Source organism: Burkholderia mycopellens (genome assembly GCF_964265025.1).
In the GTDB taxonomy this organism is placed as follows: domain Bacteria; phylum Pseudomonadota; class Gammaproteobacteria; order Burkholderiales; family Burkholderiaceae; genus Burkholderia.
The window spans coordinates 2749773-2761937 of the sequence record NZ_OZ183802.1; the positions used below are offsets into that span (position 1 = coordinate 2749773).

Below are 12165 nucleotides of genomic sequence, written 5' to 3' on the forward strand. Positions count from 1 at the left end.
TTCACAGCCCAGCCGGGGCGTCAACCGACCAACACCTGCCCCATCCCCCACGCCTGCCTCCATTGAACTTGACGCGGCCCGCGTTCTCAACCAATCTTGCTGCTCCGTTCGCATGAGTCACGCGCATGTCAACGCCGCTCGTCCGTCTCCCATCGCTCGACCTCGTCCGCGGTTTCGTCGCCGTCGGTCGCCGCATGAGCATCACGCTCGCCGCGCAGGACCTGTGCGTCACGCAATCGGCGGTCAGCCGCCAAGTGCACGCGCTCGAAGCGCATCTCGGCGTCGCGCTGCTGCAGCGCGGCTACCGGAAGATCGCATTCACGCCGGAAGGCGAGCGGCTGTTTCGCGTCGCGGATGCGGCACTGCACGGCCTGCAGGACACCGTCGCGTCGCTCGCCGCCGCGCGCGAGCGCCAGCCCGTCACGATCACCGCGAGCATCGGCGTCACCGCACTGTGGCTGCTGCCGCGGCTCGGGCGGCTGCAGGCGCGCCTGCCCGAGATCGACCTGCGCGTCGCCGCGAACGACAAGGTACTCGATTTGCGCACCGAAGGCATCGACCTCGGGATCCGCTATTGTCCGCGCGACCGCGCGCCGGCCGGCGCACTGCGCCTGTTCGACGAGATCGTCGTGCCGGTCGCGCATCCGGCGCTCGCCGCGCGGCCCGTCACGAACGCAGCCGCGATCGCCGACCACGTGCTGCTCGAATTCGACGGGCCGCCGCAGCCGCAATTGCAGTGGCGCGCGCACCTGCACGCGGCCGGGCTCGGCGACGCGCGCCCGAAAGGCGTGCTGCGCTTCAACCAGTACGACCAGGTGATCCAGGCCGCGATCGCGGGCCAGGGCGTCGCGCTCGGCCGGCTCGCGCTCGTCGCGCCGATGCTCGCGGACGGGCGGCTCGCGCTGCTCGGGCCGCACACGCAGGCACTGTCGGATGCGTATGGCTACTGGCTGTTCCAGCACGATCCGGCCCCGCGCCGCGAAGTGGCCGACGTCCGCGACTGGATGCTCGCCGAAGCGGCCGAATGCGATGCCGCGATGCGTGCGCACGACACGGCGTCGGCGTAAGCGGGCGCGGTCCTTGCAAACAAGCCTGGCCGTTTCCGAGCGCTCCCGCCTCGCATTCCCTGCACGCATGCCAACCTGACCGAATGATTGCTTGAGCGACGACGGGCCCGATCGTCTAATCGGATCGAGCGCGGCCGTTTTGCCGCGCGCCCTCATCCGGAGACACGCATGACCCCGATCGAGCAGGAAGTTCGCCGCCGCTGGCTGCCCGTCCTGGCAGGTGGCCTGATCATGGGCGCCGCGCTCGGCATCCGCCACGTGCAGGGCCTGTTCCTCGCGCCGGTGTCGCTCGACCACGGCTGGTCGCGCGAAGCGTTCGGACTCGCCCTGGCGCTGCAGAACCTGATCTGGGGCATCGCGCAGCCGTTCACGGGGATGGTCGCCGATCGCTTCGGCTCGCTGCGCGTGATCGTCGCCGGGATGCTGCTTTACGCGGCCGGGCTCGTCACGATGGCCCATGCGGCATCGGCCGGCATGTTCACGATCGGCGCGGGGCTCGTGATCGGCATCGCACTGTCGGGCTCGGCGTTCGCGTCGATCTATGGCGCGCTGAGCCGCCTGTTTCCGCCCGACCGGCGCGGCTGGGCGCTTGGCGTCGCCGGCGCGATCGGCGGGCTCGGCCAGTTCTGCATGGTGCCCGTCGCGCAGGAGCTGATCGGCGGCATCGGCTGGCGGCATGCGTTCATCGCGCTGGCGCTCGTCGCGGTGCTGCTCGCGCCGCTTTCCGTGCTGCTGCGCGACCGGCCCGCGCAGGCTGCCGGCGCCACCGCCGGCCCCGACCAGTCGATCGGCGAAGCCGTGCGCGAGGCGTTCGCGCATCGCGGCTTCTGGCTGCTGAACGCGGGCTTCTTCGCGTGCGGCTTTCAGCTCGCGTTCATCGCGACGCATCTTCCCGCCTACCTGCTCGACCACGGGCTGGCGGCACGCCACGCGAGCGTCGCGCTCGCGCTGATCGCGCTGACCAACGTGGCCGGCACCTATGCGTGCGGCCATCTCGGCGGGCTGCTGCGGCGCAAGTACGTGCTGTCGGTGCTGTACCTCGTGCGTGCGCTCACGATGGCGGTGTTCGTCGCCGCGCCGCTGTCGCCCGCGAGCGTCTATGTGTTCGCAGCCGTCATGGGGTTCACGTGGCTCGGCACCGTGCCGCTGACGAACGGCGTGATCTCGCAGGTGTTCGGCGTGCGCTACATCGCGACGCTGTTCGGCTTCGTGTTCTTCGGGCACCAGCTCGGCAGCTTCTTCGGCGTCTGGCTGGGTGCGCTCGTGTACGACGCGACACACTCGTACATGCCGCTGTGGATCGGCTCGATCGCGCTCGGCGTGCTCGCGGCGTTGCTGCACCTGCCGATCGACGACGCGCGCGTCGCGCGTCCGGCATCGGGCAACGCGGCATGGGCATGATCCGCGCGGCGCTGGCTGCCGTCACGCTTGCATTCGTCGCGTGGTGCGGCGCGGCCTATTTCGGTTCTGGCGTCGCGTACGCGCTGCTCGAACACGTCGCGTTCTGCAATTGATGCGGCAACCCGGAGCACGAGGTCAGCGGCGCTTCGGCAACGCGGCCAGCGCATCGAGCGCACGGGCACGCGCGGCCGCATGCTCGACGAGCGGTTCCGGATAGTCGACGCCGAGCCGCACGCCAGCCGCGTCGAGTTCCAGCGGCGAGGCTTCCCACGGCGCATGGATCGATGTGTTGTCGAGGCCGGCGAGTTCGGGCACCCAGCGCCGTACGTACGCGCCGTCGGGATCGAACTTCTGCCCCTGCGCGACCGGATTGAAGATGCGGAAATACGGCGCGGCGTCGGCGCCGCAACCGGCCACCCACTGCCAGCTCGCCGCGTTGTTCGCGGGATCGGCGTCGACCAGCGTGTCCCAGAACCACGCTTCGCCCGCGCGCCAGTCGATCAGCAGATGCTTGATCAGGAACGACGCGACGACCATCCGCACGCGGTTGTGCATCCAGCCGGTCGTCCACAGTTCGCGCAGGCCCGCATCGACGAGCGGATAGCCGGTCAGCCCGCGCTGCCATGCGTGCAACGCGGTGGAATCGTCGCGCCACGGCATCGCATCGAACTGCGCGCGGAAATTGTCGGTCGCGAGCGCCGGGAAGTGGTACAGGAGCGTGTAGCTGAACTCGCGCCAGCCGAGCTCGCTCAGGAATTTGTCGGTGTCCGCGGCGACCGCCGCGCCGCCTGCACTCGCAGCGCCCTGCACCGCGTGCCACACCTGTCGCGGCGACACGTTGCCAAAGCGCAGGAACGGCGAAAGCCGGCTCGTCGCGGGACGGTCGGGAAGGTCGCGCGCGTCCGCATAACCGGCGAGCGATGTCGTCAGGAACGCGTCGAGCCGGGCGTGCGCCCCGGCTTCGTCGGGCGCGGGCCACGCATCACGCAGGCCGCCGGCCCAATCAGGCACCGGCGGACGCAAAGCCAGCGCGTCCAGTGCCAGAGCGCGGTCACGCACGGCTTTCGGCCAGGGATGAAACGCGATCCGCTCGGGCTCCGGCAACGGCGCGGCGACCGTGCGGTCGCGGCGCGCCGCGCGCCAGTACGCGGTGAACACCTGGTACGGCCCGCCGCTGCCCGTCAGCACCTCCCACGGCTCGTTCAGCAGGCTGCCGTTGCTGCTCTCGACCGTGACGCCGCGCGCCTTGAGCGACGCCTTCAGCGCCGCGTCGGCGTCGCGCTGCGGCTGCGCATAGCGGCGGTTCCAGTACACGGCTTGCGCGCCCGTGTCGTGCACGATGCGTTCGATCTCGCGCGGCGCGTCGCCGCGCAACAGCAGCAGGCGTCCGCCATGACGCACCAGCGCCGCGTCGAGCCCGGCCAGCGACCCGTGCAGCCACCAGCGCGCCGCGCCGCCCGGCGGGCGCCCCGCGCCGTCGCCCGTGTCGTCGACGAATACGCACACGAGCGGCCGGCCCGACGCCACCGCGCGCGTCAGCGCGGGCTGGTCGGTCACGCGCAGATCGTCGCGGAACCAGACGATCGCGGGAGCAATGGACGACTTGGCGGGCACAGGCACCTCGATGACGAAAGCGGAAAGAAACGCGTATTGTCGCGGCTGCGCTGCGCGGTGTCGATGTTCGACGAGCACGACGCGGTGTTCACACCCGATGCCGCGATCGACTATCGCGCGATGGGCGGCATCGCCGGCCGCTATCCGGAGGTGAAGGCGTGGCTGCGCACCGTGCTGCCGCCGTTTCCGCAATACCGGCACATGGTCGGCAACCTGTCGATCCGACTCGACGGCCATACCGCGCGCGGCCGCACGATCTGCTTCAATCCGATGGAGGTCGCGCTGCCGGACGGCGGCACGCAGGTGAAGTTTCTCGGGCTGTGGTACGCCGACCAGTTCGTGCGCACCGCACGGGGTTGGCGCATCGCCGAGCGCGTCGAGGCGCGCTGCTACGGTCACAACGTGCCGGCCGCGCTCGCGGGCGCGACCGGTTGATCCGGCCACGATGCGCACGCTGCGCGATGGCTGCACGGCGTGCGCATCATCGCAGCCGGCCGCCGCGTCAATCGAGCCGGAACGCTGCCTCGAATCGCTCGGCGAACGCGTCGAACTCGGCTTCCGGCAGATGGTTGATGCCGCCCGCGCGCTTGCGCCCACCGCCGGTCGGAAAGCCGCGACAGAACTCGTCGGCACCGAGCGGCCGACCATCCGGCACGCGCACGCTCACGACGAGCCCGCCGTCCGCGCGCGGAGACAGCACCGCGAGCGCCGCATGCGGCGCGTTGCGCATCCGCTCGTTCGCGAGCATGCCGGTCGCGCGCCGCGCCCATGGATGATCAGGCATCCGGACCAGCGTCGCGCCGGGCACTTCGCGCAACGGCGCGAGTGCGCACGCGCGCGCCATGTCGTCGCGGTAGCCGTCGCGCAGCGCGGCGAACACGGCCGTCTCGCGCACGAAATCGAGCGGGTCGATGCAAGGCAGCATCGCGTCCGCGAGCGCGGCCGGGTCGAAATGCAGATCGCCGACGCACTCGCCGTACGCGTTGTAGTTCAGGTAGAGCCCGAGTTCGGCGAGCGTGTCGCGCTCGGCGTCGCCCAGCCCATGCTCGCGCGCGAGCACATTGCCGAGCGCCGGCAACTCGTCGCCGAACGCCGCGACAATCGCCCAGCGCGCGTGCCGGCCGCCGAGATAACGGTTCACGATCGCGCTCGTGCAGACGTCGGCCGTCGTATCGATATGCGCGTCGAAGCGCGCATCGTCGGGCAGTTCGCCCGCGAAGTGATGGTCGAAATAACGGACCGTCACGCCATCGCGCAGCAGCCGCGCGCAAGCGTCGCGATTCTGGTCGTGCGACACGTCGAGCACGGTGACGATGTCGCCCGCGCGCGCGTCGACCCGCTCGAGCAGTTTGATGTCGCGCTTCACGCCGGTCACGAGCGTGCCATGCTCGCCCTCCGCGAGCCGCAGTTGCTGAAGCGCGCACAGGCCGTCCGCATCGCCATTGAACGCGAAGAAATGCCGCGCGTGTTGATTGTCCTGCATGATCCATTGCTCCATCGTCAAGGCATGAAATCGCCGCCGTTCGCGCCGAGCGTCGCGCCCGTCACCGCGTTCGCGTCGACCGACACAAGGAACGGCGCGACCCGCGCGCAATCGTCGTCGGTCGGCAGCTTCGCGAGCGCGAGGTTCAACGCGATCGGCGCGATGATCTGCTCCTCCGTCATGCCGTACTCGGCGGCCGCCTGCTGGAAATACGTCCGGGTCGGCACGCCCCACATCCCCCCATGTGGATGCTGTTCGCGCGAATGCCGTGCACGCCGAATTCGCGTGCCAGGTATTTTGCCGCAACCGTGAGCGCGCCCTTCGATACAGCGTAGCCGCCTTCCCCTGCAAACGGCTTGCGGGTCGCCTGCGTGCTGATCATCACGATCGCGCCGCGCTTGTGCCGCTTCACATGCGGCACGACTTCCCGCGTGAGCGCCATCGTACCGGACACGTTGGTGTCGAACACCGCGCGCCAGCCATCCAGGTCGGCCTTCTCCACCGGCTCCGGAAACGTGCCGTGCACGAATGCGCTGTTCACGAGCGCGTCGATCCGGCCGAAGCGTTCGACCGCATGCGTCGCGAGCTGCCGGCATTGTGCGCGGCCGGTGATGTCGATCTTCAGCTTCAGCACGTCGCAGTCGACGCCGAGCGCGCGGATCCGCGTGTCGACGTCGTCGAGCCTTTCCATCGTGCGCGCCGCGACGACCACCCCGCGCGCGGCCTCGCGCACGGCCTCGACGGCGAGCTTCACGCCGAGCCCCGGCCCGATCCCTGATATCACGACGATCTTGTCCTTCAGCAACATGGGTTGTCCTGGTTCTCGTTGGTCCCGCGAGCCCGGCCGTCAGCCGGCCGCCCGCAGGTGCCGTGCGCGATACACGGCGAAGTCGCGCGCGGGCGGCGATCGGGTATCCCGTGATTGGCGTACGCTCATTCCATGTCATACGTCATCAGACATGAATGAACACTCGACGAGTGCCAAGAAATTCCCCTTTTCCAGAGAAACTGCCGGGTAAACCCGTGACGTCTTCCTCGGCGCTCAGGCGTACTATGTCATACGACGACATACTACAAACACCACCACCCGGACGCAGAAGCGAGCAACCGCCCCGTCCGCCGCCGCCCGACCGGAGACACGCTTGAACCCGCCGTCGCCCGCTTTGCCCGGACCCGACCCGCTCGCGTCCGCCGTCTCGAAAGTGAAGTGGCACGTGCTGCCGCTCGTGCTGATCATGTTCATCGCGAACTACATCGACCGCGTGAACGTCGGCTTCGTCGATCGCCACCTCGAGGCATCGATCGGCATCGGCGCGGCCGCGTATGGCCTCGGCGCCGGGCTGTTCTTCGTCGGCTACGCGCTGTTCGAGGTGCCGTCGAACCTGCTGATGCAGCGCTACGGCGCACGCGTATGGCTTGCCCGGATCATGGCGACGTGGGGCATCGTCGCGGCCGCGATGGCGTTCGTGTGGAACGACACGTCGTTCTACGCGCTGCGCTTCCTGCTCGGCGCGGCCGAGGCCGGCTTCTTCCCCGGCGTCGTGCTGTACCTGTCGCAATGGCTGCCGCCGCAGGAGCGCGGCAAGGCGATGGCGATCTTCCTCGGCGGCTCCGCGTTCGCGTCGGTGCTGTCCGGGCCCGTCACCGGTGCGCTGTTGTCGATCCGCGGCTTCGGGCTCGAAGGCTGGCAATGGATGTTCCTGATCGAAGGGCTGTTCTCGGTCGCACTGTGCGGCGCGAGCTGGCTGCTGCTGAAATCGCATATCCGCGACGCGACGTGGCTCACGGCCGAAGAACGCACGGCGCTGCAGAACGCGCTCGACGAGGAGCGCGCGACGCGCGACGTCCGCTCGAACGTGCCGGTGCGCGCCACCGCACTGCTGCGCGATCCGCAGATCATGCTGTTCTGCTTCCTGTATTTCTCGATCCAGCTGACGATCTACGCTGCCACGTTCTGGCTGCCGACGATCATCCGCAAAATGGGCGGGCTCACCGATTTCCAGGTCGGCCTGTACAACACGATTCCGTGGATGATCGCGATCGGCGCGATGTACGGCTTCGCGGTGCTGTCGTCGAAGTGGAAGCATCCGCAGCGCTGGCTCGCGGTCGCGCTCGTGCTCGCCGCATGCGGGCTGTTCGCGTCGACGTCGCACGAGCCGGTCTGGTCGTTCGCGTCGATCTGCTTCGCCGCGCTCGGCTTCAAGGCCGCGTCGTCGCTGTTCTGGCCGATCCCGCAGGGCTATCTCGACACGCGCGTGGCCGCGGCCGTGATCGCGCTGATCAACTCGGTCGGCAACCTCGGCGGCTTCGTCGCGCCGACGGCCTTCGGCTATCTGAAGCAACATACGGGTTCGATCACGGGCGGGCTGTATGCGCTCGCGATCGCCTCGCTCGTCGCCGCGGTCGCCGCGCTGTTCGCGCGCACCCATCGGCGCAGCGACCCGCCGCGCGGCCTGCCGGCCGATGAATCCTTCACGAACGCTTCGATGCTCCGCCATGCCGAACACTGACCGCCTGACCGTCGTCGTCTCGAATGCCGCCGACGGCGACCTCGCCACGTTCTCCCTCACGACTGACGGCACGCTCGCGCCGCTCGCCCGCTACCCGGCGGCCGACGTTGCAATGCCGATCGCCGTGCAGGCCGATCGTGCGCGGCTGTACGTCGCGACGCGCGGCGAACAGCCGACGATCGTCGCGTTCCGCATCGTCCCGGCCACGGGCGCGCTCGTACGCATCGGTGCGACCGCGATCGACGCCAGCCACGCCTATCTGTCGCTCGACCGCAGCGGCCGCTGGCTGCTCGGCGCGTCGTACGGCGGCAATTCGCTGAGCCTCTACGACGCCGCGCGCGTGCGCGACGGCGACGGCACGCCGCTGCAGGTCGCGGGCGGCATCGCGAACGCACATTCGGTGATCGTGTCGGCGGACAATCGTTTCGCCTATGTCAGCTCACTCGGCTCGGATCGCGTGTTCAGCTTCGCGCTCGTCGAGGACGCGGCCGGCCTGCGCGCGCTCGAACACGGCGAAACGCGCGTGCCGGCCGGGTTCGGCCCGCGTCACCTGCAATTTGCGGAAGACGGCCGCAAGCTCGTCGTCGTCAGCGAATTCCAGGCCACGCTCGCGACGTTCGCGCGCGACCCCGACACCGGCCGGCTGGGCGATGCACACGTGAGCGCACGCCATCCGGCCGTCGCCGAACTCGCGCAAGGCCACGCACGGCCGCCCGCGCCCGCCGAGCCGTCCGTCTGGGCCGCCGACCTGCACCTGACGCCCGACGAGCGTTTCGCCTACGTCAGCGAACGCACGTCGAGCCGCCTGATCTGCTATCGCCGCACCGAAGACGGAACGTTCGAGCCCGCACACGCGACGACCACCGAGACGCAGCCGCGCGGGTTCGCAATCGACCCGTCGGGGCGCTGGCTCGTCGCATGCGGCGAACAGTCGGAACACGTGTCGGTGTATGCGATCGCGCCGGACGACGGCGCGCTGTCGCTGCACGCGCGCGTGCCGGGCGGCCGCGGCGCGAACTGGGTCGCGATCGTCTGAAGCCGTGACACGCGGAGCATGACTCGGCAGGCCCGCCACGCAGGCGCGCGCTTGCCCGCGCTCAGCGCCGCTCGCTCGGCGCGACGCCCGTCCAGCGCTTGAACGCACGCGTGAAATTGGCGCGATCCGTATAGCCGACCCGCGCGGCGATCTCGTCGACCGGCAGCCGCGTCCCCTCAAGCAGCCGCAGCGCGTCGCGCAGCCGGATCTCGTCGAGCAGTGCCGAATAAGTCGCGCCGTACTCGGCGAGCTTGCGCTTGAGCGTACGCGCCGATACATGCAGTTCGCGCGCGACGTCGTCGACCGACGGATAGCCGCCCTCGCCGCAGATCAGCAGGTTGCGCACGCGCTCGACGATGCTTTCCGCGTAGCCGAGTCGCGCGAGTTCGGCCTCGCACTGCTGCACGATCATCTGCGCGGTGTGCGCATTCGCGGTGCCGATCGGTTCGTCGAGCAGCGCGGCGTCGCAGCGGATGCGGTTCGCGCTCGCGTCGAAATGGCAGCGCGGCAGCCGCCCACGATAACGCTCGAACCACGGCGGTTCAGGCCATTCGAAATGGAGTTCGGCACGCGACTGCAGCGTGCGCCCCGGCACCGGATACAGCAGCGAATTGAACAGGATCGCCGTCTCGACCAGGAAGTTCTCGACCGCGAACTGCCGCAGCCGGCCAAGCGGAAACGCTTCGAACACGTCGATGTCGACGGTCCCGTCGAGGTGCGTGAGCCGCACCGAAAAGAACGGCACGCGCGTCGGCAGATAGCGGATGCCAAGCGAGATCGCCTCGCCGAGCGTCGCGCAGCTCATCAGCCCGAAGCCGATCAGTCCCGCTTTCGTCAGGCTGCTGCGCAGGCCGATCTCGATCGCGATCGACGGGTCGTCCGTCGCGTCGAGCAGGTTGAATACGATCGCCGCCTGCTGCAGCGGCGTGATGCGCGCATCGGGCTGCGCGAGCCGCTCGCGCTCGACGCCCGAGCCGGCAAGAACGCGACTACCGTCGATGCCGCGCTCCTCCGCCAGCATCAGCATGAACAGCGCATACGCGGACGACACCGTCGCCTTGTTCAGCTGGCGCGCGGCATCCGGGACGGACAGGACCATGCGGCGGACTCCGGAGCGGTTTCGGCGGATTGTAGCGTCGCTGGCCCGCAATGACACCGGGGCGAGACTCTAGCCGCGCCGGCCGGCCATCGTGGCCCGAAATGACACCACCATTGGCACCCGCGGCCCTCGCGTGTGGTCCGGTGCACGCCTATGCTTGTCACATCGGCATTGCGCCCCACTCTTTCCGCAGGAATCCCGGTCGATGAGCCAACCCGCACGAACCGCCTTTCGCAACGACGCGGACAAGGTCGCGTACGTCCGCCGCGAGGTCAACGCCGCGAGCGACGCGATCCGCGCTCGCTTTCCGCTGCTCGACAACCAGAACCTCGTCGGCGCGACCGTGATGGCCGTCTCGGTCGCCGCGATGCTCGCGATCGCGTGGCTGTATGCGCGCGGCGCGATCGCATGGTACGTCGCGCTGCCGTTCGCCGCGTTCGTCACGTCGCTGATCCACGAGCTCGAGCACGACCTGATCCACCTGATGTATTTCAAGAAGACGCCGTGGGCCTATCACCTGATGATGGCGCTGTGCTGGCTCACGCGGCCCGGCACGATCAATCCGTGGACGCGGCGGCGCATGCACCTGCATCACCACAAGGTGTCGGGCGGCGAATCGGATCTCGAGGAATTCGGCATCACGAACGGCGAGCGCTGGGGCGTGAAGCGCCTGCTGATGATCGCGGACGGCATGCTCGCCGTCGTGCTGAGGCCGGCCGCGATGCGCCGCAAGGTGAAGCAGTATGTGGCCGCGCAGCCGGTGCAGGATCCGTCCGAGCGCCTGCAGTTGCGCGTCGAGCAAGTATCGTCGTACATGCCGGTCGGTCACGTGTATTACGTGCTGTGGCATGCGTTCATCGTCTATCACGTCGGCCTGTTCGCGCTGCATGCGTTCGGCTTCCCGGTGACGGTGCCGGCCGTCGTCGAGCGCGTGATGCGCGTCGTCGATTTCCTGGCCGTGGTGTGGCTCGGGCCGAACTTCGTGCGCAGCTTCTGCATCAACTTCGTCAGCTCGAACATGCATTACTTCGGCGACATCGATTCGCGCAACGTGATTCAGCAGACGCAGGTGCTCAACCCGTGGTGGATGCTGCCGTTCCAGCTGTTCTGCTTCAACTTCGGCAGCACGCACGCGATTCATCACTTCGTGGTGCGCGACCCGTTCTACATCCGCCAGCTGACCGCGCGCACCGCGCATGCGGCGCTGCGTGAAGTCGGCGTGCGCTTCAACGATACCGGCACGTTCGCGCGGGCGAATCGCTGGGGCGGTTATCGCCCGGCGCGTGATACGCGCCAGGCTCGGGCCGACGCGTAACGCGCCGCCTCAACCGCCAATCGGCGGCATCGGCCCTTGTCCGCGGATCCACGACCAGTTCGCGAGCTCGGCCATTTCCTTGTCGCCACGGCTGTCGCCATACGCGAACAACTGTTTCGGCGGCCGGTTGCCCCACCACCCGCGCAGCCGCACGACCTTCTGCGGCCCCCAGCAGTTTTCGCCGTCGAGCCGCCCGGTGAAGGTGCCGCGCTCGAACGCGAGCCGCGTCGCGAGCACCGCATCGAAGCCGGCCGTCTTCGCCCACTTCTCCAGATACAACGACGGCGACGCGCTCACCAGCACGACTTCGTGCCCACGGGCCCGATGCTCGCGGATGCGCTCGAGCATTTCCGGACGCACGAGGCTCGGCAGATAGCTGTCGACGAAGGTGCGCGCCTGCGCATCGAGCGCGTCCTCGCGCACCGGCCCGAACGCGAACGACGCGAACTTCGCCTTCGCGTCGCCGCGCGACATCAGGCCGGCCTTCATCGCGACGATCCACGGCAGTGCGCGCAATCCGGCCCACGCGAAGCGCGGCGTGCCGACCGCATAGCGGACGAAATGGCGAAAGCTGTCGGTCGTCGTGATGGTGCCGTCGAAATCGAATGCGGCAACGATGCGGTCAGTCATGGAGAATCGG

Annotated in this window: 13 protein-coding genes; 7 read left to right on the forward strand and 6 right to left on the reverse strand. The window is 69.0% G+C overall.

Annotated elements, in window-relative coordinates; all coding sequences use genetic code 11:
• Positions 1–125: 125 nt before the first annotated feature.
• The 3 genes from ACPTTC_RS12665 (at position 126) to ACPTTC_RS12675 (ending at position 2581) form a co-directional block, all read left to right on the forward strand.
• Positions 126–1067: a LysR substrate-binding domain-containing protein gene (locus ACPTTC_RS12665; RefSeq protein ID WP_423392669.1), complete on the forward strand. Its 942-nt coding sequence runs from the start codon at positions 126–128 to the stop codon at positions 1065–1067.
• Positions 1068–1235: 168 nt separating this feature from the next.
• Positions 1236–2468, forward strand: a complete 1233-nt coding sequence (locus ACPTTC_RS12670) for an MFS transporter (RefSeq protein ID WP_423392670.1) — start codon at positions 1236–1238, stop codon at positions 2466–2468.
• Positions 2459–2581, forward strand: a complete 123-nt coding sequence (locus tag ACPTTC_RS12675; RefSeq protein ID WP_279613124.1) for a hypothetical protein — start codon at positions 2459–2461, stop codon at positions 2579–2581. Before ACPTTC_RS12670 ends, ACPTTC_RS12675 begins: the two co-directional genes overlap by 10 nt.
• 22 nt (positions 2582–2603) lie before the next feature.
• Here the strand turns inward: ACPTTC_RS12675 and ACPTTC_RS12680 are convergent, their stop codons facing one another.
• Positions 2604–4082, reverse strand: coding sequence for a cryptochrome/photolyase family protein (locus ACPTTC_RS12680; RefSeq protein WP_423392671.1), 1479 nt, complete (start codon positions 4080–4082; stop codon positions 2604–2606).
• A 36-nt stretch (positions 4083–4118) separates the two neighbouring features.
• Between ACPTTC_RS12680 and ACPTTC_RS12685 the strand changes: the two genes are divergently transcribed.
• Positions 4119–4517 (forward strand): nuclear transport factor 2 family protein, encoded by a 399-nt coding sequence (locus tag ACPTTC_RS12685; RefSeq protein WP_423392672.1) that lies wholly within the window; start codon positions 4119–4121, stop codon positions 4515–4517.
• Between the two features lie 67 nt (positions 4518–4584).
• Here the strand turns inward: ACPTTC_RS12685 and ACPTTC_RS12690 are convergent, their stop codons facing one another.
• From ACPTTC_RS12690 to ACPTTC_RS12700, 3 genes are read right to left on the reverse strand one after another with little or no spacing between them, the layout of a single operon-like run.
• Positions 4585–5565: an acetyltransferase gene (locus ACPTTC_RS12690; RefSeq protein WP_423392673.1), complete on the reverse strand. Its 981-nt coding sequence runs from the start codon at positions 5563–5565 to the stop codon at positions 4585–4587.
• Positions 5566–5582: 17 nt separating this feature from the next.
• Entirely contained in the window at positions 5583–5747 is a 165-nt protein-coding gene (locus ACPTTC_RS12695) for a hypothetical protein (RefSeq protein ID WP_423392674.1), read from the reverse strand.
• Positions 5744–6373 (reverse strand): SDR family NAD(P)-dependent oxidoreductase, encoded by a 630-nt coding sequence (locus ACPTTC_RS12700; protein ID WP_423392675.1) that lies wholly within the window; start codon positions 6371–6373, stop codon positions 5744–5746. Before ACPTTC_RS12700 ends, ACPTTC_RS12695 begins: the two co-directional genes overlap by 4 nt.
• Before the next feature lie 334 nt (positions 6374–6707).
• Between ACPTTC_RS12700 and ACPTTC_RS12705 the strand changes: the two genes are divergently transcribed.
• Positions 6708–8075 (forward strand): MFS transporter, encoded by a 1368-nt coding sequence (locus ACPTTC_RS12705; protein WP_423392676.1) that lies wholly within the window; start codon positions 6708–6710, stop codon positions 8073–8075.
• Entirely contained in the window at positions 8062–9111 is a 1050-nt protein-coding gene (locus ACPTTC_RS12710) for a lactonase family protein (protein ID WP_423392677.1), read from the forward strand. Before ACPTTC_RS12705 ends, ACPTTC_RS12710 begins: the two co-directional genes overlap by 14 nt.
• A 61-nt stretch (positions 9112–9172) precedes the next feature.
• Here ACPTTC_RS12710 and ACPTTC_RS12715 read toward each other — a convergent pair whose 3' ends face one another.
• Positions 9173–10210, reverse strand: coding sequence for an AraC family transcriptional regulator (locus ACPTTC_RS12715; protein WP_423392678.1), 1038 nt, complete (start codon positions 10208–10210; stop codon positions 9173–9175).
• Positions 10211–10415: 205 nt separating this feature from the next.
• Here ACPTTC_RS12715 and ACPTTC_RS12720 point away from each other — a divergent pair, with 205 nt between their 5' ends.
• Positions 10416–11525: a fatty acid desaturase gene (locus ACPTTC_RS12720; RefSeq protein ID WP_423392679.1), complete on the forward strand. Its 1110-nt coding sequence runs from the start codon at positions 10416–10418 to the stop codon at positions 11523–11525.
• 9 nt (positions 11526–11534) lie between these two features.
• Here the strand turns inward: ACPTTC_RS12720 and ACPTTC_RS12725 are convergent, their stop codons facing one another.
• The gene (locus tag ACPTTC_RS12725) at positions 11535–12155 is read right to left on the reverse strand and encodes an HAD family hydrolase (RefSeq protein ID WP_226196502.1); all 621 of its coding nucleotides are present in this window, start codon (positions 12153–12155) and stop codon (positions 11535–11537) included.
• Positions 12156–12165: the final 10 nt, after the last annotated feature.